Genomic DNA, 25163 nt, shown 5'->3' with positions numbered 1-25163 from the left:
TAACTACACTAAAAGTGAAGTTTATATTAAATTTTTTTGCTAACTCTTAACAAGTCAGCATTAATTCCGTAAATATATGCTAAAGCATAAACAACCATACTTTTTGGAATTACTTCCCCTTTTTCCCATGCAATGTATTGTGCTCTTGAAACGCCTAATTTATCAGCTATTTGTTCTTGTGTATAGTCGTATTCATTTCGTGCACCTTTCAAAGAAAAAGTTTCTATTGTGTCTGTCATGTCGTCACCTCCCTGTAAGGTATGTACTAAATTTACTACACTAAAAGTAAAGTGTCAACACATTAAGTAAACTTTTTTCCAAAACACTTTACTTTTTGTAAACTTTTTAATATACTTAATACAACACTTAAATAAGAAGAGAGGCAGTACAAATGGCTAAAAATATCCTTTCAAAAAATTTAAAAAATCTTTTAGAACGCAAAGGTAAAACACAAACGGATATGGCAAAAGATTTAGATTTAAAAGAATCAACAGTTAGTAGCTGGGTTAATGCGGTTAAGTATCCGAGAAGAGATAAAATTGAATTACTTGCTGATTATTTTGGTGTTATGCCCTCTGATATAACAGAAGATAAAAGTACACAACAAGACACAATCGCAGCACATTTTGACAAAGAAGATTTAACTGATGAAGAAAAGCAAGAAGTTCAAGATTTCATTAACTACTTAAAAAGTAAACGTAAATAAAGGGTGTTTATATGGGGAGATACGAAACATTAATTAGTAAATATAACCATTTAATAATCATAGAAACTGATATGCTACCTAGTTTTCAATCAGGTATATGTTTTAATAACCAAATTTATATTAACAGTAATAGATCCGAAGCAGTTAAGTTAGAAACACTATCAGAAGAAATTGCGCATCATAAACTTACATACGGAGATATAACTGACCAAACACAATTTAATAGTCGTAAGTTTGAGAGCTACGCAAGACGTTATGCAATGGAACAACTTATATCTTTACAAGATATTATTGATAGTTTTAAACACGGTTGTCATAACTTATATACAATGGCTAATTTTTTGGAGGTTTCAGAAGTTTATGTACAACAGTGTATTGATAACTATAAAAAGAGATTTGGTTTATCGACACTACATAGTGGTTACTTAATTCATTTTGAACCATTGCGTGTGTTTGAACATAAAAATATTAAATAAAGGGGTTATGTTGAATGAAAAAGGTATTTGGAATATTATTAGCGAGTGCATTAGTTTTAGGAGCATGTGGAAATGACGAAGAAAGCAAAAATCACAATCATAAGAAATATGCTAAAACACCAGAGAAAGATAAGAGTAAAAATGATAAATCTTCAAATAATGATAAAAAGGAAAAAGAAGTTACAACAAATGCTCAAAATGAAACTGATGTTAGTAAAGACGAAAACAATCAAACTGAAACAAGTAGCCAAGATGAAAGTGCTACACAAACGAATAACGAAAATACTAAGAACGCTGAACGAAGTCAAAGTAGTGATACTGAACAAAATGCCAACACATCAAACAATCAACAATCTGAAGTAGCTCAAGCTCAAAATAGCAATACTAATCAACAAGCAAACCCTTCAAACGAAAACAATCAGATGAGTGAAGCTGAAATAGCAGAGTGGAACAAAAATAAACCTACTACGCACGATGAATCACAAATGGGTTATGGACGAGGAGATTATGAAGCCGCAAGAGAACAAAGCAAGCAGGTTTGGAATGATCCTAACGCTCATGTAGGAGGACCAGGTTGGGTTGGTAAAAATGAAGGTTATGATAGTTGGGCGCAACGTCAACAAAATGTACAAGAAACAACACCACAACAATAATTTTATGGGTAGCACGCCTACCCTTATTATTTTTTTACTTTTTTTAGGAGGAATGTGCAATGAATGTGAAAAAAGTCGGTAAAACATGGGAATATGATTTCAGATTCGATAAAAAAAGATATAGAAAACGTGGATTTTCTACAAAACGTGAAGCAACAAATGCGATGAACGATGTATACAATGAAGTTACTAAAGGTGGTAATTTATCAGAAGATATGAGCTTCATAGATTACTTTGAAAACTGGATTAAAATTAATAAAGAAGGACGAGTTACTCAATCTACGCTTAACAGATATCATAATGCGAAAAATATCTTTGAAGAAAAGTTTGGTGTGTTAGAAATCAAAAATGTATCTCAACTTAAATATCGTGAAATGCTCAAAGAATATGCAGAAGGTAAATTTGTAGGTGGTCGAAAAGAAGGGAGAACTAAACAAAGTGTAAATAAGCTAAATAATTGTTTTTCACAAGCGTTTAAAGATGCTTTAAATGAACGGTTGATATATCGTGATCCAACTTGGAATGCGCCTATTTATGAAAAAAAAGCAGCTAAAAAAGAAGAAACTAAATTTATGACCTTAAAAAATTATAAAGATCTAAAAAATTTTTCTAAATCAAAAAACGAACTATCTTATTTAGCAATATATATTTTAATATCTACTGGCGCTAGATTTGGAGAAGTACAAAAATTAGAATACAAACATATAGATGAATTAAATTCTACAATTCATTTACCTGGTACAAAAACAGAATCTGCAGACCGAACTATAGCAATCCCTAAAAACGACATGAAACATATAACTAAAGTTTTAAAGGAGCGCCCTACTTCAATTGGTAGTTTTATATTTAATACCGGTGTGTCTTTAATTTCAAATAAAGCAGTAACAAACACATTAAAAAAATTCTTATTAGAAAATAATGTTGGTAATTACACATTGCATTCGTTAAGACATACACACGCATCTATGTTATTAAGTAAAGGTTTTTCAATACAATATGTTAGTAAAAGATTAGGCCATGCAAACATTGAGATCACTTGGAGAGTATACAGTCACTTATTAGAAGAATTAAAATCAGAAGAAGATGACAAGCTAGATGAAGTAATAAATTTCTAGATGGACAACAAAACGGACAATATTTAATTGTATTTGGTCAATTCGTCCACTTCTCGACCATAATTTTTAGAACTCACTTTTTTGTATTTTTGACAAAATAAAAAGAACGCTGATTTAACAACGTTCTTTCGTCATCCAAAGTATTCACTTGGATTGATTTTTCTGTTTTTACGGAAACGGAGGGATTCGAACCCTCGCGCCGCTCTCGCGACCTACACCCTTAGCAGGGGCGCCTCTTCAGCCAACTTGAGTACGTTTCCAATGGCTCCACAGGTAGGACTCGAACCTACGACCGATCGGTTAACAGCCGATAGCTCTACCACTGAGCTACTGTGGAATAATGGGTTGCTCTAATCAAGCACAAATATTATTATATCAACTCTCGTTAAATTTTCAAGTAGTAAACGTAAAAAAATATGCGGAATATTTACACTAAATTAATATAATATTCCACATATATCATTTTTACATGCTTACGTCGCCAAATTTACTACGATTTATTTTCAAATAATGAATATTTTGCTAATGCTTCATAAATATTTAATTGAGGTTTTGTATAATCAATAGGAGATTCTGGATCAAAGGTAGCAACTCTTGCTGCCCTATCCATCATATAGTAATAATAAATACCATTTAGGTATTGATGATGCATGCTATGTGCTGAAATGTTAGCTACAATTGTTTGATTATCTACAAATGTCACTTTACATTTCTTTTCTTTTAGTGGTTTGATTTGGTGAACATAATGAATATTAATCCAAGTATTTTCTTCTTTTCTATCAGAGTGCGTTGGGAAAAAATAAGTAGGAAAAAGTGGAGTAAATAAAATTGGGGGTTTACTGCTTATGCCAGTAATTCTCATCGTATCTTCTTTCTTAAAATGATAACTACTACCATAAAATCTACACGATCGATCAATAATCTTTGGAACACGTTCTTTTAGAACTTTGCTGTCATCCTTATACTTTAAAAGATAACTACCTTCATACTTACCAGTTGATAAACTGCATGGTTGTAAAACCATATCCCCTTTTTTAATGATATAGGGTTGAATCATATTTTTACCTCCTTATATATTATGGCGACAACCAAATAATATAATACAAGCATCTTAAAATCAACTTATATAATAATAATTTTTATAAATTTTCTACAATTAATTTTTAGTATCTATACTTTTGCATTAATTTATTTTTTGTAAAGTTGCATTTTACACTTATTTTTTTCGGAAAAGTCTGAATATTCATTGATTTAAAAATTAAAACCTTGTATACTGTATATAAATATAGATAGAGGGGCTGTGTTGATTATGAAACATAATACACATGTAAAGTACAATACACTAGAATCATTTGTATCTACGATTAATGATTTAGGCATTGAATTGATCATAGATGAATCATTGCGCAACGTTCGTAAGCAAAAATTGGAACAACTCATTGATAATGCTTTAAAAAATAAAAACGAGAATGATTTCAAACGCTATACTGAAGAATACAAAAATTTGGAGGAATTTCTCGTTGGTTAATTTATTGTTTTGTTACTTAAAATAAGGTCTATTCCCTACTTAAAATTAAGATAGAGAATAGACCTTTTTATATGTTATTTATTATGACATTAATCTGATTAATTCGTAGCGTTCAATATCACCAAAATAATGATAAATATCGTAATTTGAAAGTGCTTCTTCTATACTATCGAATTCATGCATTGTACCCTCTAGTGCATTTTCTAATTCAGTTATGTCGCCTTCACCGAAAAAGTCACCGAAAATTTTTGCATGCTCAATCCGACCTTTTTTTACATCTAATTTTATTTGAACGAAACCTTTTTCAAATTTTTCTTCTCTTTCAAAATTATATTTTGGATTCCTACCGTAATTCCATTCCCATGTACGGTATTTTTCATTACTTAGTTGTTCAATTTTTTTCCAATCGTCATCAGTTAATATATATTCTTCTACTTGCGTAGCTTCTCCAAAAATTGTTTTTAAAATTATTTCCTTAAATCGATCAATATCTAAAGGTTCATCTAAAAACTCAGAAATATTGGCTACTCTGCTTCTTACTGATTTGATACCTTTCGATTTAATCTTTGCTGGATTAACTTTCAATGCATTTTGGACTTCATTCAATTCACTATTTAGCATTAATGTGCCATGACTAAACATACGATCCTTTACTTTGACCATAGCATTACCTGATATTTTTGCACTACCTACTTGAATGTCATTTCTACCACTCATGTCAGCATCAACGCCTAATGATTGTAATGCCTCAACAATCGGCTCTGTGAATTTTTTGAAATTATGGAAACTGTTACCATCATCATCAGTTACAAAACTAAAGTTTAAATTGCCTGTGTCATGGTATACTGCTCCTCCACCAGATATACGTCTAACGACATCAATGCCGTGTTCGTCTATATATGGTTGATTCACTTCTTCAATTGTATTTTGATTTTTCCCAATAATAATCGAAGGTCTATTTACATAAAACAAAAAATAACTATCATCTTTTGGCATATTTTTTAAAACATATTCTTCCATTGCCAAATTTAATGTTGGATCTGTAATGTCGTTGTTACTAATAAACTTCATCTACTGCACTCCTTTTCCATAAATATATGCCCTTACCCTATTTATGCTATATTTTCACAAAAATTGCCAATCATTCACTTTGATATTTTGCTAAAAATTGAAAATTGTTTTACATCATGCAATTTAATGGTTTTTTGTTTATTTGTCTGCCGATTTTTTGTATAATACTATCTAGTTAGCATTTCTAGGGAGGACTAAAAATGACTGTTGCAGAAGTGGGAAATATCGTAGAATTTTATGACGGCTTAAAAGGTCGAGTTGAAAAAATTAATGACAACTCAGTAATTGTTGATTTAACAATTATGGAGAACTTCGAAGAACTAGACTTGCCAGAAAAAACTGTCATTAATCACAAACGATACACAATCGTCGAACAAGAAGGATAGTTAAAATGAATAGAATTTCTAAGGCACTAATTTGGTTTGTCGTAAGTTTCATAGTATTCCACATTATTCTTTTGGTAATGTGGGGCGAGAAACAAGAATATTGGTATCTTTATACGGGCATTATGCTAATTGCTGGTATCAGTTATATCTTTTATCAGAGAGATATTGAATCTAAACGTTTACTCACATCACTAGGTGTGGGCATTATTACTGGTATTGTATTGATTATTATTCAACTTATTATCGCAGCAATTGCTTCTGATATAAAATATGCTGAATTAATCAAAGAACTCACACGTACGGGTGTCTATTATAAATGGCAAATGTTAGTAACATTAGTCTTTGTTATACCTTGTCATGAGCTTTACATGAGAACTGTTTTACAAAAAGAATTAATCAAATTAAATATCCCAAGTTGGTTAAGTATTATAATTACAGCATTATGTTCTGCTTCATTATTTTACTATCTTGACAACTTATGGATTGTTTTCTTTGTATTTATTGTACAAATGGCACTTTCATTAAGTTATTTCTATACACGCAGAATAGCAACAACTGTTGTAGCTCAAATTGTAGCAGTTGTTATCTTATTAATATTCAACGTATAAACCTATACGATTATTAATAAACGTTGGGACTTCAATACCCTTTTCATTTAGGCAGCAGATGACTGAATTGAAAATGTAAAGTCTCACTGATTTAAAGAACTACTTTTTCAATTTATGAAAATCAGTAGTTCTTATGCATAAGCCAAAGCTTATGTATTCTGCATAAAATTCTAGGAGACTTATGCATGGGCTTTAGCTCAGATAAACATTTCAATCCTAGTCATCCTTGCCTTGATTGCATAGGTGGGACTACGAAATCTCTATTAAAAAATTTGATTTCTGTCCCACTCCCCTTTCGTTATTAACATTTTGCACTTTTGGAGATTCATTCAAGCTATTGAAAGTTAGCGATACAAAACGATATTTATACAATGCGCCCGAGAGTCAGGATGTTACAACATCATATAATCTTTAATTTAATATTCTAAATAAAGATACTTTCGTATAATTTTGCAAAAAGTAAAGAAAACGTCAATTTCTATATTATCTCAATAGAAATTGACGTTTATTTTTAGTCAAAGTTACTTATATACTAGACGTGCTTATATTAAAACTTCAAATGTCTGTTTTTGTTTTATTTTATATTGGTCATCTTTCAAATTTCGTGAAATCAATTCAACCATCGTAATTTCACCTGTTTCATGAATAACTGCTTGCTCTAAATATTGTTTATAATTTCTGTAGCAATAATCTGTCATACTTACGCGATACATATGATCTAATGTTATATTATTTAATTGAACCCTTTCAAATGGCAATGCATTCATATCAATTGTATAGTCCACACCTTGCCAAAATGTACAGAGTGTTTCATCCACAATAGTTAAGCTTAACGAACCTCCACTAAATTCAATATGTGCATAACAATATTCTAAAATATCTTTTATTTGTTGACCTTTCAAAGTTAAATCAATTGGTACATCTGGATGAGGATATGCATTATATAATGCCTCATTAGTAATTTGTCCAGATAATCCAGTTTCGCCGCTTGTAGGCAAATGGACACAGGAAATATCATAATCAAATTTGCGACGTATACTATCATGTAATAGTTGGGTAAATGCATGAGGTTTGGTAATCACGTCATCTAACCCATCAATATGTGCATCTATATCTTTATTTGTTAAAATTTCTTTTCCCCAATGTTCAACTGTTTTTCGATCATAATAAGTTAAATCTAATAACGCTTCATCTTCTTTATATTCATTTAAATCAACGATTTTTGATTCTACATTTTCTAATTCGAATGAATTCGTTCGCTTTTTAAAATTGATTTTCACGTGGATTAACTGTTCTGCATTTTGGCCAGCTTGAACATATAAAGTTTTTTCATCTTTTCCAATAAATGTTTGATGCTGATGACCAGTAATAAGCAAATCGATGACACCTAAGGTTTGCATTAGTTTTTCTGCTTCATTCACATTTTGCTCACGTTCATTTGATGACTTATTAAGCTGATCTAATCCCCCATGATAAATGACAATTAGAAATTCTGGCATCTCTGTTTCGTGAATAAATCGAATCCATCGCTTAGAAGACAGCAAGGTTTTTTCAATTTGTACATCATTCTCCATTTCAAAATGCTCTCTCTCCATTAAACCGTCCGAAGTTAATCCAACGATTGCAATTTTAACACCTTCTATTTCTTTAATTGTATAAGGCGTTGAAAAATAAGGCTCACGTGTTTTCTTATATTCAATATTGGCAGAAAGCCATGGAAATCTCGATAATGAAACTGCTCTAGAAAAGAAGGATAATCCAAATTTGAATTCATTAGGACTAATGCCACTTGCATCATATTGCATGGCGTTCATTAATTTTATCATTGGATGGCGTTTATATGGCGCTACCACAGCGTAGTAAAACGCAGCCAGAGAACCCGCTAAACTCCCGCCACTATCTAGTAAAATGACATGTTCATTTTCTTCTCTTTTCGATTTAACATACGTACCAGCTCGATAGATATTAGAACCATTATCTCCATTTAGAAAATAACTATGCATATCTGAAGTAGCAATAACATCAATTGCAATCTTTTCACTTTTTTTCATATGCCTCTCTCCTCGTTAATCACAGTTTAACATGTTTTTAAATTACGTCGATACTAATATCTTATCTTCATTATTTATAACTAATATTAAAAATAGATAATTAAAAAACACTTAATTGAATTTGTCGTTCAACTAAGTGTTTTTTTAGGATTCTATGCTCATCACATTATCCAATTTGCACACGTTCTTTTGGATAATGGAATTTATCTGGTTCTCTACGTCCACCAATCATTATAATAAAGCTAATTAAACCTACACGTCCGATAAACATTAATATCATAAGTGTAACTTTCGACATATCATTAAAATCGCCAGTGACACCTAATGATAACCCACACGTTCCGAACGCAGACATCACCTCAAAAAAGCCTTGAAGAAATGAAATTTTACCATTCTCAACAACTAATATAAAAATCGTCGCTGCAAAAGTTAAAATACCTGCCATTGTGAACACTGCAAATGATCGTTGAACATCTGTTGTATGTATCTCACGATTAAATACTTTAATTGACAATTTCTCGCTATTATTATTAAAGTTTAATAAAAATAAGATTAAAATTGCAAATGTTGTTGTTCTAATACCACCACCGACCGAGCTTGGTGATGACCCAATAAACATCAAGATGCTCATAATCACGTTCGTACCTTCACCAAAATGACTTACATCAATTGTCTGTAATCCAGCACTTCTCGTCGTTGCAGATTGGAACAAAGCATAGAATAACGATTTGTGCCAAGACATATTTTGGAATGCATGGTTATATTCAAATAGTAAAATGATAATGACACCAAATACAAATAGTACTAAATACGTTACTGTTGTTATTTTAGCAAATAATGAAAATCTAAAATTAGGGATTCTATTTTTAATATATGCCTTCACTTCAATTAACACAGGGAAGCCAATCGAACCTAATATAATTAAAAACATTACAATGGTTTGCACAAAATAATCATTAGCATATGGAATCAAGGATTGACCGGTAATATCTAAACCACCATTCGTCGTTGCTGATACTGCAACAAATAACCCTTGCATGATAGCATACTGCAAATCAGGGTTATCTCGATAAAAATAGAACGTTAATAATGCTGCACCAACCACTTCGATTATTAAAATGGTACGCACGATATCGAGAATTAATTTAACTGTACCACTCATTGTATCTTTATTATTATCCAACATAATTAACTGTCTTTCACGCATACCAATATGTTTACCAAGTACTACCCACAACATTGTTCCAATTGCCATTACACCAATACCGCCAATGTTTAGGATGATCATGATGATAATTTGTCCAAACGTCGTATATGTTTCTACAATATTAACTGGTGATAACCCTGTAACACTCACACCTGAAACAGCAACAAACAATGAATCGATTGGGTCTACAGAGACACCTGCTTTATGAACATAAGGTAAGTTCAACAGTAAGAATGCCACGATAATCGCGACTATATAATACATCACAATACCTTGTTGAGGACTTGATTTTTTAAATAATTGATTGAAAATGGACAACGCGTACTCACCCCAACGCTACTTCAATTTAATCTTGATATCTTGCTCTTTACCATCTCTATATATTTTTGCTGGCAATGTATCTAAATCATCTTTATGACTAAAAATAATCTGTCTATATCTTAGATTATCTTCAACTTCTTTACCATCTAATTCTACTATTACATCATTTTTTTGCAACCCAGATTTTTCACCTAAACTATTATCTTTTACATCTCCAATGATAACACCTTTATTAACCTCTTCAGGTAAGTTAAGGGATTGATGCGTAGCTTCATCCATATCTTTAACATTCGCGATTTTTATGCCAGTATTAGGATATTTAACTTCGCCTTTTGCTTCAAGTTGTTTGGCAATAGATTCAGCGTCATTGACTGGGATTGCAAATGCAATTCCTTCAACATGATCCATATCAATTTTTAAAGAAGCTATACCAATCAATTTACCATTTTTATCAATAACACCACCACCTGAATTACCAGGATTAACAGGTGCATCCATTTGAAAAGCGCTCATGAGCACATCATATTGATTATCTTTATCGATATCAACTGGCACATGACGATTTAAACCAGACACAATACCTTCTGAAACACTACCTTTAAAGTCAACACCTAGTGGGTTCCCTACGACAATAATAGGCTCACCGAGGACTAATGTACTGGAATCACCCATTTTAATTGATTTAACATCACTACCTGATTTTATTTTGGTTTTAACTACTGCAATATCAGAAAATTTGTCCGTTCCAATGACCTTACCAATAGATGTATCATTATTACCGTATGTAATTTTTTGTTCCTTTTTATCACCTACAACATGTGCATTCGTCATGATAAAAATAGAGTCGCCCACTTTTTTGTAGACGACACCTGATCCTAATTCATTTTCTTTTCCTGCTTCTTGTGTCTCTTTCTCCGCAGATGAACTATTATTACTTGTATCATTTTCGACTGTTACGATGGAATGAATGGCACTATTCGCACTTTTCATTGTATCTGTATATGTTTTTTCTTTATTAGCATTATCGTTGCTTTGGAATATATTATCCTTCGTGTTTCCATTATGATCTACATTATTAAAGATGGCATTAATTAAGACAATTAACAAAATAACTGCCAATACAATTAGTACTTTCGCCCAGTGTTCTTTGAAGAAATACTTAACTTTATCTATTAAAGTTGGTTGGTCACTATGTCTGTGTTGGTCAGATTTATCATCTGTCTGTCCAGACTTATGATTTCTGGCAATATTGTTATGAACCTTATCTGAGTTATCTTCTTCAATATACTGATTAACCCTTGACTGTTGCGCTTCTTCAGAATAAAAATGATCATCATGTAAACGGTCTTTGTTAGTAGACGCATTTACATCTATATCTGAATCATTTGATGTTTCGTTGGTTTTTAAATAACCATTTGTTTCATTTGTCGTTGATGCCACTTCAACATCATCTTTGGCTATATCCGATGTAGGCGAAACTTCTTCTGGTTGTTGCTTAGATACATGATTCAGAGCGTTATCTTCAGATGGTTCAAATTCACTTTCTGAATTACTGCTATTTCGTTTCGCAGCCATTGCTTGTTGCTGCTGAATTTCTTCTTGTGTTAGTTTTTCTATGCGTGCTTTTCTTAAATTTTCTTTAACACGTTCTTCGTTATTCTTTGCTAATTTTTCCGCTTTTTCAGCCCGTTGTTTTCTAGCTTTACGTTCCATTTGGACACGTTGTTCCCGTTCTTCATTGTGAAAATATTCTCGTCTTTTACGACCATATTTCTCTCTTGGGATCACATGTTTTTTATCATTCGCCACAAAAACGCCCCCCTAAACTACATATTTTTTATACTATCCATTATGACATATCATTAAGGATTTTTCCGATTTATTTTACTAGTACACACAAATATTCATACTGAATTCTATTTTGATTGAGTGTGTAAATGTATTGCATAAATCGCCAAATTTACTATTTAGCTATTATATTTTCAAATATTTTATCATTTATACCTTAGCTTTGATTATAAGCACTTTTTATACAAATTTCTAACTTTATCTCATTTTCTCTTTAAATAATTTAAGCAGATATTTTTAAATTTACTTAAACAATCATTATTTAAAATAAACTATTTTCTGCAAACAAAAAACTGAAAAGCACAATGGCTTTCCAGTCTAATAATAAATGATTATTTTTTCTCTTCTTTTTTATTTTGACGAACTGACGTCAACCAACCAATTAGAACTAATAATATCATAACTGTCCAGAAGATAGATTGCCATAAAATACTGTGTGGGAAGTGTTCAGGTAAAATTAAAATGTCTGGGTGTGCTAACACCATAACAACAAGTTTAATACCAACCCAACCAACAATGGCAAATGCCGCGCCTTCTAAACCTGGATATTTGTTTAATAAGTTGACAAACCATGTTGCTGCAAAACGCATAATGATAACACCTATCATACCGCCTAAGAACATCACAGCAAATTGACCTAAGTCCATACCACCAAAGTGTATACCAACCGCTGGTAACGTAACTGCTATTGCAAGTGCTGCAAGCATTGAGTCTATTGCAAAAGCAATATCTGCAAATTCAACTTTCAATACTGTACCCCAGAATGATTTAGCACTGGCATGAATTTCTTCTCCATCATCATCAAAATGATGATCGTCGGTACCATCATGCTCTTGCTGATCTTTCTCTTTAAAGAAGGTTATCAAGTTCCGTATTGACATATAAAGTAGATATATCGCACCTAGTGCTTGTATCCACCAGAAATGCGCTATGATACTGATTAAGAATAAAGAAATAAAACGAAATGCAAATGCACCAAGCAAACCATAAAACAGTGCTTTTTTACGTTGCTCTGGTGGTAAATGTTTCACCATAACAGCCATTACAACTGCATTATCTGCAGCGAGTAAACCTTCTAAAAATACGAGCACTAATAGTACCCATAGATAAGGTAAGATCAAACTTGGATCCATATAGGACAACTCCTTTAATTTTTTAAGAATAAAAATAGAGACCTAAGCTAAGCTAGTGTTTACGTAACTTGCACTTGTCTTCATCATTTATAATGATGTTAAGAACCAACTGGCAATCCATATTCACTATTAGCAAAGGTCTCACTCGACAGTTTTATTCTGCCCACTTTACCGGAAGTTTGATACTTCGTAATGACGATAAAATGACTAAGTTAAAAGATAAACAAGTTGCATTACTTTCCATATATAAACGATTGTATGCGAAACTCATATATTTTCAACTAAAGTTAAGTTACTCCCCTCTGACAACTGAGTCATAGGTATTCTATTAATATAGTTATTATACACAAAAATAAAATTTATAACAATCCATATAATTTAATTTCTGGGAACTTCTCTTCAAACCATCTTGTAGCAAATTCATTTTCAAACAAGAATACATAGTTATCGTATATATCTTTTACTAAGATTGAACGTGATGTACTCATTTTATCTTTTATGTCTTCTTCGTTTTCAATCCAACGTGCAATTTTCTGACCCACCGGTTCCATCACTACGTCAACATTATATTCATTTTTCAAACGATGTTCGAATACTTCAAATTGTAATTGTCCAACTGCACCAATAATAATTTGATTTGTATGCAATGCTTTATAATATTGAATAGCACCTTCTTGAACAAGCTGTTCAATACCTTTATGAAAATGTTTTTGCTTCATAACATTTTTTGCAGAAACTTTCATAAACAATTCCGGTGTAAATTGCGGTAGTTCTTGGAAACTGAATTTCTGATTACCACCTACGAGCGTGTCACCAATTTGGTAATTTCCTGTGTCATAAAGTCCAATAATATCGCCTGCAACAGCATGATTAACGGTTTCTTTATCATCTGCCATAAACGAAGTTGAACGTGTTATCTTTTGTTTTTTATGTGTACGTTGAAGGGTTACATCCATACCACGTTCAAAAGCACCACTTACAACTCGCATAAATGCAATTCTATCTCTATGTTTAGGATCCATATTAGCTTGAATTTTAAAGATAAATCCTGAAAAATCAAGATCAAATGGACTAACTTCTATATCTTCATTAGTTTGACGAGCATTCGGCATTGGCGCATGATCAACATAAGCATTCAAGAAATTTTGAACACCAAAATTCGCTAGTGCAGATCCGAAAAATACAGGTGTCAAATCACCGCTTAATAATGCTTCATTATCAAACGTTTCGCCCGCTTCTTCGACAAGCATTAACTCTTCGATTGCTTGAGTAAATGCACTATCGTTTTTCATTGCATGGTCTTCTTCCAACTCATAATCATCATTTAAATGCAGTACATTTTCTTCATCTCTAAAAGGCTCTATTGTGTGAGATTCACGATCGATAATACCAAAGAAATTTTGCCCCATACCTACTGGCCAATTCATTGGGTATGTTTCGATTTCTAATGTAGATTCTATTTCATCTAATAATTCAAAAGGTTCTTTACCGACTCTATCTAATTTGTTAATAAATGTGAAAATAGGTATACCTCTCATTTTACATACTTTGAATAGTTTCAATGTTTGAGGTTCGATACCTTTAGCACAGTCAATCACCATTACAGCACTATCAACTGCCATCAGTGTTCTATATGTGTCCTCTGAGAAGTCTTCATGTCCTGGCGTATCTAAAATGTTGATTTTATAGTGGTCATAATCAAATTGCATCACTGAACTTGTAACAGAAATCCCTCTCTCCTGCTCAACTTTCATCCAGTCACTCGTCGCAAATTTGCCACTTTTTTTACCTTTAACCGTACCTGCTTCTCTTATCGCACCACCGAATAGTAATAACTTTTCTGTTAATGTAGTCTTCCCAGCATCTGGGTGAGATATAATCGCAAAGGTTTTTCTTGATTCTACTTCTTCCTTTATACTCATTTATACTCTCCTTTAACTTTCAAATATCCATTTAACGATGTCATCAGCAATTTGTGAAGCTGTTGACTCATCAAGTAACGTAAACAAGTGTATCACAAGTTCCTCGTTCATATCATCTTCATTTAAAGATGAATCGATTTCTAATGACCAAAGCATATCAGGAATTGCGATTAACATACATTGATTCACTTTGTTTTCATAAATATACACATGACCAGCTATTTCATTAAAATGTAAATTTTTAATCTTCAATTGGACCACCACCGAATTTATCATAAGCCGCTTCAAGACCAATTAAATCATCGCGATGTGGCACTTTGACATGTCCAGGCATAATTTGATAAGGCTCACGCCCTTTAGAAGCTAATACGACAGTATCTCCTGGTTCCGCTATATTGATTGCATGACGAATACCTTCAGCTCTGTCTTCAAATTCAATATAATTATCATGTGTAGCACCTTTTGCTAATTCTTGAGTTAGTGTCTTAGGGTCATCATTAGCTGGATTATCAGGTGTAAAAATAACATAGTCTGCACGACAAGCGACCCGGCCCATTTCTGGCGTCTTCGTTAAATCTCGTTCTCCAGCCATACCACATAAGAATATCAATTTTTGTTTAGCAAATGGTTTAACCGCATCTATCAGTTTATCCATACCATCAGCCGTGTGTGCATAATCTATAATCAAATCTATAGGTAATGACGGATCAAGTACTTCCAATCGTCCTTCAACTGGTTCTAGATTTTCTACCGCATCAACGATATCATTTAACGCAATACCTTTACTCCACACAGCAATCATTGCTGCCATAATATTAGAGACATTGAATAAACCAACGTAAGGTGATTTCACTTGAAACTCACCTTCAGGGGTTTTAAAGGTAAACTGCACACCTTGTAATGATTCATTGATATGATGTGCTGTAAATTGTGCATCATTTGTCACTCCATATGTAAATACTTCAAATGGTGTAACAGAGGCAAGATATTCTGAAAAAGCGTCATCCTTATTCAATACTACAAACTTTTCTTGTGATAAGTCTTCTCCTAATTGACTAAATAATAATGATTTGGCATGTCCATAGGCTTCCATAGTACCATGAAAGTCCAAATGATCTTGTGTTAAGTTTGAAAAGATTGCTACGTCAAAATCAACGCCTCGTAATCTACCTAATGATAATCCATGACTTGACACTTCCAAAGTCATGGCTTCTGCATTTTTTTCTACTGCTTCATTTATTTTTTTAGTCAGTGAGACTGTTTCAGGCGTCGTATTAGCACCTTTTGATTTATCCTCATTAATTTGAAAGCCGTTCGTACCTAAATAAGCACTTCCTTTACCTAACTTTCTATATATGTGGTGTATCATTGTTGCAATTGACGTTTTACCATTTGTTCCAGTTACACCATAAGTTATCAATTGTTTACTAGGGTAATTGTACAATGTATTTGCCAATAAACTAGCCACACGCAAAGTATCAGGTACGATAACTTGAGTTACATCGCCTGTTATTTCTTGCTGATGGCTAACGATAATCACTTGGCATCCTTGATTAACGACATCTTGGCAGAATTTATGACTATCCACTGTATAACCTTTTGAGGCAACAAACACACTGCCATGTTGTGCCGTACGTGAATCGGTCGTTATATCTGTTATATTTTTTTCTAGTGTGCCGATAACTTGTTTCACTCTTATTTTTTCAAACAACACATTTGCATCCAACATTTATCGCTCCTTTATTTCCAATAGTTCTATTATACACATTTTCAACTTATTTTATAGAATCTAAAGATGAGATGCTAATAATTTCTTCCTATTGTATATAGCTATTTTATACATTTAAAATCTGTTAAATATTAACCCCATGTTATATAATTGTTAATATTTTCTATATATTTGCTTAAATTACCATTTTGCAAGCTTACTTCTAGATTAATAGTGGTATGGTATAGATATACAACAATCTTATTTTAATATGTATTAATTTCCAATACAGTATGTAGCATTTCTTATCTGATTGTAAAATGATATAATCATTATTAATTGTGTTTTTTCTTTCACACGTTAAAAAAATACGTTAAACTTAACATGAGCTAAATATAATCTATTGGAGGGTGGCTTTTAATGGTTACTCAAAATAAAAAAATACTGATAATTACTGGATCTTTTGGTAATGGGCATTTACAAGTTACTCAGAGTGTAGTGAACCAATTCAAAGAAATGAATCTAGACAATTTAACAGTTATCGAACACGATTTATTTTTAGAAGCACACCCTATCCTCACTTCTATTTGTAAAAAATGGTACATTAACAGCTTTAAATACTTTAGAAATATGTATAAAGCTTTTTATTATAGCCAACCAGATCAATTAGATAAATGTTTCTATAAATATTACGGATTAAATAAATTAATGAATTTACTTTTGAAAGAAAAGCCAGACCTTATCTTACTCACATTTCCTACACCAGTCATGTCTGTATTAACTGAGCAATTTGATATGAATATACCAATCGCTACTGTCATGACTGACTATCGTATGCAAAAGAATTGGATTACACCTTTCTCTCAACGATACTATCTTGCTACAGAGGAACTGAAAGATGAGTTTGCAAGTATTGGCATTCCTAAAGATAAATTGAAGGTTACAGGTATTCCTATATCTGATAAATTCGAAACAGACATTGATAAAACGGCATGGCTAAGTCAAAATCACTTAGACCCTGACAAACCGACAATTCTAATGTCTGCGGGTGCTTTTGGTGTTTCTAAAGGTTTTGGTCAAATGATTCAAGAAATTTTAAATCGCAGTCCGCATGCACAAGTTGTCATGATATGTGGTAAAAATAAAGATTTAAAACGTTCATTAACATCGCAATTTAAAGATTATAACAACGTCTTGATTTTAGGTTATACCAAACATATGAATGAATGGATGGCTTCGAGTCAATTGATGATTACTAAACCAGGTGGCATCACGATCTCAGAAGCATTAACGCGTCAAATCCCTATGATTTTCTTAGATCCTGCGCCAGGTCAAGAACTTGAGAACGCAGTTTACTTTGAAGAAAAAGGCTATGGTCGTATTGCCAATACACCTGAAGCTGCTATTGAGCAAGTCGCTGCTCTAACGAATGCACCGACCAAATTAGCTTCGATGTCAGAATCTATGGACGCGTCAAGAATTCCATATTCAACTTATAAATTATGTAAAGATTTATTAAACTTACTTAATCATTCATCTCATTATGAAGAAGTATATGGAAAGGTTCCTTTATATGCAAAGCTCTTCGTTAAATAATTACAACTCAAATAAAAATTTCATAATCATGCTCATCATCTTATTCTTAATGGAATTCGCTCGCGGAATGTACATACTCAGTTATTTAGCGCTACTTCCAACAGCAACATCTATCGCGGTAGGTATTACATCTATCGCTATTTCTATACATTTTATTGCTGATGCAACTACCAATTTTGTGATTGGCTTTTTACTTAAGCGTTTAGGTACTAAATTAGTGCTAACACTAGGTTTCTTACTTGCCTTTGCAAGTTTATTTTTAGTCATTTGGTTCCCTACATCGCCCTTTGTTTTAATAGCCAGTGCCATTTTACTTGGTATCGCTGTGAGTCCAATTTGGGTGATTATGTTAGCAAGTGTAGATGAGAATAATCGTGGTAAGCAAATGGGATATGTATATTTCTCTTGGCTGTTAGGCCTGCTAGTCGGTATGGTTGGTATGAATATCATTTTTAAATTCCATCCAACTCAATTTGCATTTTTAATGTCACTCGTTGTATTAATCGCTTGGATATTATACTACTTCGTGAAAATAAGATTGACGAATTACAATACACGCCCAGTCAAACAACAATTAGGGCAAATTGTCGATGTGACTAAACGTCACATGATATTATTCCCTGGTATATTATTACAAGGTGCTTCAATCACTGCATTGGTACCCATATTACCTACATACGCTACTAAAGTTGTTGGTGTCTCCACATTAGAATATACTATGGCAATTGTGTTCGGCGGTATCGGTTGTGCTATTTCAATGCTCTTCTTATCTAAAATAATAGATAAACATGGCACCTTATTTATGTACTGGGTTATTTTTGGTGGCTTTGTCTTATACACGCTGATGATATTTGCACTTTCACTTATTACAAATATTACAATCGTTTGGGTGCTAGCAGTATTTATAGGTCTTATGTACGGTATTTTACTGCCAGCGTGGAATACGTTTATGGCAAGTCATATCCATTCAGATGAACAAGAAGAAACTTGGGGGGTATTCAATAGTGTACAAGGTTTCGGTTCAATGATCGGTCCCCTTGTAGGTGGACTCATTACTGAATTCACCAAATCAGTTAACAATACTTTTTATTTCTCAGCACTTGTATTCTTATTCTTAGCCATCTTTTATGGTATTTATTTTGTAAAAGTGAACAATAAAACTAAAACTTCTTAACTAAATAATATAAAAAAGCGCCACTCGCATATTAGAAAATTTATTTCTAATATTGCGAGTGGCGCTTTTATTCATTCCAAGTTTTTATCGTATGTTATGACTCATATTTTATAGTTTAATCTTAAGCTAAGTTATAGTTCTCAAGTACTTTCCATTTTTCTTCTTTTTCATCATAATAAACAAGTGAAAGCTGCTCAATTGTTTCTTTGTAATCAATTCCCGCTAACTTTAATTGACCATAAATATCTTCAAATTCTTGACTAGTCAAGCCTTGAGCAATAGTAAAGTGAGGCACGAATGTATGATCTGCTACACCATAAAAATCACCATTGTTAAATTGATTAAATAGTCTTTCTAAAGTTTCAGTTTTTTCAACTTTAAAATAAATAACATTAGTGATTGGCGCAAAATTTGATGCTTTTGTCGCATGTATATCAATCGTTGGAATGCCTTCGATTTTAGATTTAATTGTCTCTTTAACAGATTCTAAATCACCATCGTTTATTTTAAATTGCCCCTTAATCGTAATGTGCGGCATAATTGTCGCATAATGTGCATCATAACGCTTACGATATGCGTTCACTTCATCTTGAAATGCTTTTGACGGAATTAATGCTAATCCTAAAATCATTTAAATTCCTCCTTTGTTTAACATATTTTCATTATAGCAAATTTCTGAAAAATTCGTTACTCTAAAGTCATCTTAGTTCAGATTATTAAAAAGAAATATTATCTGATAAAAAATATTTTAACAGATCTCCTAATAATGGTTTCCATGACTTCCACATATGGCCACCTTTAAATTCTAAATAATGGTATGTGAAATCATTTTTTTCAATGACTTGATTTAGTTTTCGATTAGGTGTTAAAAAGTCTGCAGATTTGCCTGTTGTTGGCAATTTAAAGTCTTCTTCCTCTAATCCTACAGCATGCCAAATGGATAATTGTTCTTTAAACTGACAACGTTCAATTAACATTTCAATCGCTTCATCATGTTGTGGACTTAATAAACCAACTTGACTGAAGATACGCGGATAAGATAACGCCGTAATTAACGCAGCACTACCCCCTAAACTATCACCTAATAAAATGCGTGCGTTACCTACTTTAAATGTAGGAAATGTTTGATCAATATATGGCAATATTTCATTGGCCATTGCTTTTACAGTTAAATGTGTACGTGCACCCTGTGGATGAAATTCTGCGCGCCGTTTATCAACATCTTCATAGTGAAATCCAACAAATATAGCTCTTTCTACCTCATTGGCCTCTCGTAACTGCTCATAAGTTCGATGAATTCTACCAAAACTGAAAAAATCAGCACCATCAAAACAAAATACGATTTTATATTTAAATAATTCGGTAAAATCTTTTGGTAAATAAATAGATAGTGTGACATCTCTATCTAATATTTTACTAGGAAAATTAATTTTAGTGATACATCCTGGTTTAAAATCATACATAAATAATGCGCCCCCTCGTAGTCTTAATGACATTGTACCAAGAGACGCATTATTTTAAAATGTTGAAATCTTATTATTTATGGTGTAAATACCTCTATGACTCATCTGTTTTTTGTTTGGCCAAACGTTGTGGATAGTCTTTTAGCCAAAAGACGGCATTTGGTACTTTTTTGGGGTCTGGTTTGTAAATTGCTTTTTTACCAGAACCTAGTTGTTTTTTCTGTAATTCATAATCTTTCAATGCTTGAATAGCTGGTTTGTGCAATATCCAAATAGCTATGATATTCAACCAAGCCATCATACCAACTCCCAAATCACCCATCATCCAAGCGATATCCGCCGTCTTCACTGCACCATATACTGTGGCAACAATTAATACGACTCTCGTGACATTAATCCAGAAGAATGTTGTCCTTCCTGTTCCCTTCCGAGTCAAATAAGTAATATTGGTTTCTGCAATATAGTAATACGCTAATATCGTTGTAAATGCAAAGAAGAATAACGCAAATGCAATAAAGTATGAGCCAATGCCTGAAAATGCAGGATCAAAATGATAACTACCACCTTGAAAGGCCTTATCAATACCAGCTTGTGCATACATCGCTGTACCCGAATAATCTTTATCACCATTTGACATTTCTACAAAAATGCCATTATCTTTAATCATACTCGGTTTACCACTTGAGGTTGTCCCTCCATCTGTCACATTATATGTACCTGAAAGTAATATAATTAAAGCCGTTGCCGAACATACAAACAATGTATCTACATAGACAGAAAACGCTTGAACTAACCCTTGCTTAGCTGGGTGTGACACCTCTGCTGCTGAAGCTGCATGTGGTCCAGTTCCTTGTCCAGCCTCATTAGAATACAATCCACGTTTAACACCGATTTCAATCATGGCACCTAAGATACCACCAAAAGCCGCTTGCATACCAAAAGCAGATTTGAAAATAAGTGCAATCAATCCTGGAACTTGTTCAATATTCAAGAATATAATGATAACAGCCATTATAATATATGCAATTGCCATAAATGGAACAATAGCGGTTGCTGCATTCGCTATCCATTTAATACCTCCAAAAATAATTAAGGCTAAAAGCACCGCTAAAAATATTGCAATAATCCATGGTTCCAATCTAAATGCATTTTTCATAGAGCTGGCAATCGCATTAGACTGAACACCTGGTAATAGGAGTCCTACAGAAATGACTGTGACAATAGCAAAAATTAAGCCATAGACTTTTCCTAATTTGCCCTTAATCCCATATTCAATATAGAATGCTGGTCCACCACGGTATTGTCCCTTTTCTTCTCGCTTATATATTTGACCTAGTGTTGATTCTATAAATGCACTACTTGCCCCTAAGAAAGCCGTTGCCCACATCCAAAATACAGCACCTGGTCCACCAATAAAGATTGCAGTTGATACACCCACTATGTTACCAGTACCGACACGGCCAGCGAGTGACAGTGCAATGGCTTGGAAACTCGATATCCCCGTAGGTGATTTTTCCCCTTGAAACATTAATCTGATCATTTCTTTAAAATGCCTAACTTGGAAAAAGCGCATCATTAATGAAAAAAGTACACCTGTAATCAGTAACCCATAAACTAACGGTTTGCTCCAAACAATATCATAAAACCAAGTAAGTAACCCCTCTAACATAATGTATCCCCCTTGTAGTACCATTATGTAAAATGATATATTTTTCATCATTATACACTTATAAAATATTCCGTGCAACGTATTTCATAAGTAATCATTTTCACAATTTATATATTTCAAGTTATAATTAATATAAAATATTTACAATTACTTTATATCAAAGGAAAATAATTTCACACTATTTAATATGACGTCACGCGTATATCGTTTTTAGATTTCTTTATTTATCACAATATACTCTATTGGCTTCAATAATTTTAATTTCATCTTTTGTTATGTCTTCATTTAAGATATACTGAATTGTACTTAAATAATGAATTTTAGGAGGAACCGTTCTATGCTAAATAAGGTTTGGTTTAGAACAGGTATTGCACTATTAATCCTGTTTTTACTAATCAAATTAGTAATGGAAGTCCATAGTGTGTTCACGCCATTTATTATTATTTTACAATCGGTGTTGTTACCACTCTTATTAAGTAGCTTCTTATTCTATATTTGCTTACCTTTTCAAAAAATACTTGAAAAAAATAAAATCCCTCGTTGGGGAAGTATCACTTTAATTTTCATTGGCTTAATTATCATCATTGGTGTTGTCATTGGTTATATAGGACCACTGATTGCCGAGCAAATTGAAAATTTAATTAATCAAATTCCAGCATTACAGCACGAAGTTCAACACATCATTAACTTTTCATTAGACCAAATGGAAAGACTACCTAATGATGTCACAGATAGAATTAATAAAATGGTTCAATCTATGAGTGATAGTACTGCAAATGTTTTATCTAACTCATTAAGTTACTTGACTTCATTTATTTCAACTTTATTCTTACTCATCATGGTGCCATTCTTCTTGATCTATATGTTAAAAGATCACGAACGTTTTATTCCATTTATCGCTAAATTATTTAAAGGCGAAAGAAAAGTATTTATTGTTGATTTATTAAAAGACTTAAATGACACTTTAAAATCTTATATTCAAGGTCAAGTGACAGTAAGTATTATCTTAGGTATCATTTTATATATAGGCTATTCTATTGTAGGTTTAAATTACACATTATTACTTGTTATATTTGCATGTGTTGCCAATATGATACCGTTCTTAGGTCCTTGGATGGCATTTGCACCAGCAGGTATTATTGGTATTATTCAAAGTCCTACAATTTTCATTTGGGTATGTATCATTACACTAATCGCTCAACAATTAGAAGGTAATGTCATCACACCAAACGTTATGGGTAAATCATTAAATATTCACCCACTAACGATTATTGTTGTTATTCTTGCTGCTGGTAATTTAGGTGGTTTCGTACTCATCCTAGTAGCCGTTCCATTATATGCAGTCATTAAAACAATTGTTCGAAATGTATTCCATTATCGAGAAAAGATTATGGAAAAAGCGAATAGTGATGTAAAAGAATAATCATCAAAAAATAAGTGGGAAGATGAACTCATGGTTATATAAAATGCGCTCATCTTCCTTTTTTGAAAATAAAGTTTGAGACCGAGACAATAATCTATGTCTCGGTCTCATTTATATAAAAATACGCATGACCATCGTTGAATTGTAACGATGGTCATGCGTATTTTGTGTTTCTTTATTTAACGATATGGTAACCACTATCTACATGGATATTTTCACCCGTTACACCACTTGAAAAATCACTTAACAAGTATGCCGCTGTCTTACCTACTTCTTCTTGATCAATGTTACGTTTTAGAGGCGCACGTTCTGCAATCTCTTTTAAGATAGTGTTAAAGCCGCCAACACCTTTCGCACTTAATGTACGGATAGGACCAGCTGATATCGCATTAACACGAATGTTATCTTCACCTAAGTCTAAAGCTAAATAACGTACATTTGCTTCTAAACTTGCTTTAGCAACACCCATCACATTGTAGTTTTGTACTGCAAATTCTCCGCCTAGATATGTTGTAGCTACAATGCTACCACCTTCAGGCATTAATTTTTTTGCTTCACGCGCTACAAGTGTTAATGAATAAGAACTAATATCTTGCGCTAATAAGAAACCATCACGTGATGTATCACTAAAGCGACCACGTAAATCTTCCATATTTGCAAAAGCAATTGAGTGGTATACGCCATCAATATGTCCGATATCTTCACCAATTTTAGCAAAACCATTAATGACATCTTCATCTTGTTGAACATCAATTTGATACATATGATGTTCTGATTGGTTTAATTGTTCAACTAATTTTTCTAATTCATTTTTACTGCGATCCTTACGGTATGTAAATACTAATTTTGCACCAAGTTGGTCCAATACTTTAGCTACACCAAAACCGATACTACGTTTGTTCGCAATACCCATAATGACGAATGTTTTATTCTCTAAATTTAACATGAATATAACTCCTTTATTTAAATTTCCATTTTTAATTGGTTCGAGTAGTTATGAAGCTACGAACGATCACTTTGCTCTATGCCAATATAAGCATTCCCTATTTTAACATTGGTTTGATTGAATAAACAATTTATTTTACTATACTCATAAATTTAATAC

General features: G+C 32.6%; 24 protein-coding genes, 2 tRNA genes and 1 riboswitch. Of the genes, 10 read left to right on the top strand and 16 right to left on the bottom strand.

The genetic code is table 11. The annotated features are described in order from the left end of the window. Positions 1–26: 26 nt before the first annotated feature. Positions 27–239, bottom strand: a complete 213-nt coding sequence (locus tag ACM595_RS00375; protein ID WP_210136404.1) for a helix-turn-helix transcriptional regulator — start codon at positions 237–239, stop codon at positions 27–29. Between the two features lie 152 nt (positions 240–391). Here ACM595_RS00375 and ACM595_RS00370 point away from each other — a divergent pair, with 152 nt between their 5' ends. From ACM595_RS00370 to ACM595_RS00355, 4 genes are read left to right on the top strand one after another with little or no spacing between them, the layout of a single operon-like run. After that, positions 392–706 carry a helix-turn-helix domain-containing protein gene (locus tag ACM595_RS00370; RefSeq protein WP_210136405.1) on the top strand — a complete coding sequence of 105 codons (315 nt, stop codon included), beginning with the start codon at positions 392–394 and terminating at the stop codon, positions 704–706. Between the two features lie 11 nt (positions 707–717). Further along, positions 718–1182 (top strand): ImmA/IrrE family metallo-endopeptidase, encoded by a 465-nt coding sequence (locus ACM595_RS00365; RefSeq protein WP_419744369.1) that lies wholly within the window; start codon positions 718–720, stop codon positions 1180–1182. A 14-nt stretch (positions 1183–1196) separates the two neighbouring features. Continuing rightward, complete coding sequence (locus ACM595_RS00360; RefSeq protein WP_419744368.1) at positions 1197–1835, top strand: hypothetical protein; 639 nt, start codon at positions 1197–1199, stop codon at positions 1833–1835. Between the two features lie 59 nt (positions 1836–1894). Then, positions 1895–2950 carry a tyrosine-type recombinase/integrase gene (locus ACM595_RS00355; RefSeq protein WP_419744367.1) on the top strand — a complete coding sequence of 352 codons (1056 nt, stop codon included), beginning with the start codon at positions 1895–1897 and terminating at the stop codon, positions 2948–2950. Between the two features lie 171 nt (positions 2951–3121). Here the strand turns inward: ACM595_RS00355 and ACM595_RS00350 are convergent. The 3 genes from ACM595_RS00350 to ACM595_RS00340 form a co-directional block, all read right to left on the bottom strand. Continuing rightward, a tRNA-Ser gene (locus ACM595_RS00350) sits at positions 3122–3210 on the bottom strand. Between the two features lie 2 nt (positions 3211–3212). Continuing rightward, positions 3213–3287: transfer RNA gene (locus ACM595_RS00345), tRNA-Asn, on the bottom strand. Positions 3288–3440: 153 nt separating this feature from the next. Next, positions 3441–4007, bottom strand: coding sequence for a competence protein ComK (locus ACM595_RS00340; protein WP_041079011.1), 567 nt, complete (start codon positions 4005–4007; stop codon positions 3441–3443). 252 nt (positions 4008–4259) lie between these two features. On the opposite strand from ACM595_RS00340, the gene ACM595_RS00335 reads away from it, so the two are divergent. Next, positions 4260–4478 carry an IDEAL domain-containing protein gene (locus ACM595_RS00335; RefSeq protein WP_011303465.1) on the top strand — a complete coding sequence of 73 codons (219 nt, stop codon included), beginning with the start codon at positions 4260–4262 and terminating at the stop codon, positions 4476–4478. Between the two features lie 81 nt (positions 4479–4559). On the opposite strand, the gene ACM595_RS00330 is transcribed toward ACM595_RS00335, so the two are convergent. Continuing rightward, positions 4560–5549, bottom strand: coding sequence for a lipoate--protein ligase (locus tag ACM595_RS00330; protein ID WP_002483734.1), 990 nt, complete (start codon positions 5547–5549; stop codon positions 4560–4562). 200 nt (positions 5550–5749) lie between these two features. Here ACM595_RS00330 and ACM595_RS00325 point away from each other — a divergent pair, with 200 nt between their 5' ends. Both ACM595_RS00325 and ACM595_RS00320 read left to right on the top strand, forming a co-directional pair. Next, on the top strand, positions 5750–5935 hold the full coding sequence (locus ACM595_RS00325; RefSeq protein ID WP_002483735.1) for a YkvS family protein: 186 nt from the start codon (positions 5750–5752) through the stop codon (positions 5933–5935). Positions 5936–5940: 5 nt separating this feature from the next. After that, entirely contained in the window at positions 5941–6543 is a 603-nt protein-coding gene (locus tag ACM595_RS00320) for a type II CAAX prenyl endopeptidase Rce1 family protein (RefSeq protein ID WP_002483736.1), read from the top strand. Positions 6544–7085: 542 nt separating this feature from the next. On the opposite strand, the gene ACM595_RS00315 is transcribed toward ACM595_RS00320, so the two are convergent. The 7 genes from ACM595_RS00315 to ACM595_RS00285 form a co-directional block, all read right to left on the bottom strand. Next, positions 7086–8594, bottom strand: coding sequence for a bifunctional metallophosphatase/5'-nucleotidase (locus ACM595_RS00315; RefSeq protein WP_002483737.1), 1509 nt, complete (start codon positions 8592–8594; stop codon positions 7086–7088). 166 nt (positions 8595–8760) lie between these two features. Next, a complete protein-coding gene (locus ACM595_RS00310) occupies positions 8761–10119 on the bottom strand; it encodes a TrkH family potassium uptake protein (protein ID WP_041079007.1) in 1359 nt (452 codons plus the stop codon). Between the two features lie 18 nt (positions 10120–10137). Beyond that, a complete protein-coding gene (locus ACM595_RS00305) occupies positions 10138–11931 on the bottom strand; it encodes a S1C family serine protease (protein ID WP_041079005.1) in 1794 nt (597 codons plus the stop codon). Between the two features lie 371 nt (positions 11932–12302). Continuing rightward, a complete protein-coding gene (locus tag ACM595_RS00300) occupies positions 12303–13103 on the bottom strand; it encodes a TerC family protein (protein WP_041079003.1) in 801 nt (266 codons plus the stop codon). A 131-nt stretch (positions 13104–13234) separates the two neighbouring features. Continuing rightward, positions 13235–13416: riboswitch (yybP-ykoY riboswitch) on the bottom strand. Positions 13417–13462: 46 nt separating this feature from the next. Next, on the bottom strand, positions 13463–15025 hold the full coding sequence (locus ACM595_RS00295; protein WP_002483741.1) for a peptide chain release factor 3: 1563 nt from the start codon (positions 15023–15025) through the stop codon (positions 13463–13465). 12 nt (positions 15026–15037) lie between these two features. Continuing rightward, positions 15038–15286 (bottom strand): YueH family protein, encoded by a 249-nt coding sequence (locus ACM595_RS00290; protein ID WP_268747308.1) that lies wholly within the window; start codon positions 15284–15286, stop codon positions 15038–15040. Next, the gene (locus tag ACM595_RS00285) at positions 15267–16751 is read right to left on the bottom strand and encodes a UDP-N-acetylmuramoyl-L-alanyl-D-glutamate--L-lysine ligase (protein WP_041079090.1); all 1485 of its coding nucleotides are present in this window, start codon (positions 16749–16751) and stop codon (positions 15267–15269) included. Before ACM595_RS00285 ends, ACM595_RS00290 begins: the two co-directional genes overlap by 20 nt. A gap of 402 nt (positions 16752–17153) precedes the next feature. Between ACM595_RS00285 and ACM595_RS00280 the strand changes: the two genes are divergently transcribed. Together ACM595_RS00280 and ltaA are read left to right on the top strand one after the other, a co-directional pair. Next, on the top strand, positions 17154–18329 hold the full coding sequence (locus ACM595_RS00280) for a diglucosyl diacylglycerol synthase (protein WP_037538876.1): 1176 nt from the start codon (positions 17154–17156) through the stop codon (positions 18327–18329). After that, on the top strand, positions 18307–19503 hold the full coding sequence (ltaA, locus tag ACM595_RS00275; RefSeq protein ID WP_037538878.1) for a lipoteichoic acid biosynthesis MFS flippase LtaA: 1197 nt from the start codon (positions 18307–18309) through the stop codon (positions 19501–19503). The genes ACM595_RS00280 and ltaA overlap by 23 nt, the downstream gene beginning before the upstream one ends. Before the next feature lie 121 nt (positions 19504–19624). On the opposite strand, the gene ACM595_RS00270 is transcribed toward ltaA, so the two are convergent. The 3 genes from ACM595_RS00270 to ACM595_RS00260 form a co-directional block, all read right to left on the bottom strand. Then, complete coding sequence (locus ACM595_RS00270) at positions 19625–20134, bottom strand: YjcG family protein (RefSeq protein WP_002483746.1); 510 nt, start codon at positions 20132–20134, stop codon at positions 19625–19627. Between the two features lie 85 nt (positions 20135–20219). Then, the gene (locus tag ACM595_RS00265) at positions 20220–20966 is read right to left on the bottom strand and encodes an esterase family protein (protein WP_037538881.1); all 747 of its coding nucleotides are present in this window, start codon (positions 20964–20966) and stop codon (positions 20220–20222) included. A 94-nt stretch (positions 20967–21060) separates the two neighbouring features. After that, positions 21061–22635: an alanine/glycine:cation symporter family protein gene (locus ACM595_RS00260; RefSeq protein ID WP_037538882.1), complete on the bottom strand. Its 1575-nt coding sequence runs from the start codon at positions 22633–22635 to the stop codon at positions 21061–21063. A 337-nt stretch (positions 22636–22972) separates the two neighbouring features. On the opposite strand from ACM595_RS00260, the gene cozEa reads away from it, so the two are divergent. Then, positions 22973–24058 carry a lipoteichoic acid biosynthesis protein CozEa gene (gene cozEa, locus ACM595_RS00255; RefSeq protein ID WP_037538884.1) on the top strand — a complete coding sequence of 362 codons (1086 nt, stop codon included), beginning with the start codon at positions 22973–22975 and terminating at the stop codon, positions 24056–24058. Between the two features lie 175 nt (positions 24059–24233). Here the strand turns inward: cozEa and fabI are convergent, their stop codons facing one another. Further along, on the bottom strand, positions 24234–25004 hold the full coding sequence (gene fabI, locus ACM595_RS00250; protein ID WP_002483750.1) for an enoyl-ACP reductase FabI: 771 nt from the start codon (positions 25002–25004) through the stop codon (positions 24234–24236). Between the last annotated feature and the right edge of the window lie 159 nt (positions 25005–25163).

The organism is Staphylococcus sp. LKG3-1 (assembly GCF_048568385.1).
Taxonomy (GTDB): domain Bacteria; phylum Bacillota; class Bacilli; order Staphylococcales; family Staphylococcaceae; genus Staphylococcus; species Staphylococcus saprophyticus.
The sequence above is the reverse complement of the archived record's forward strand: the minus strand, read 5'-3'. Positions and strand labels throughout refer to the sequence as shown.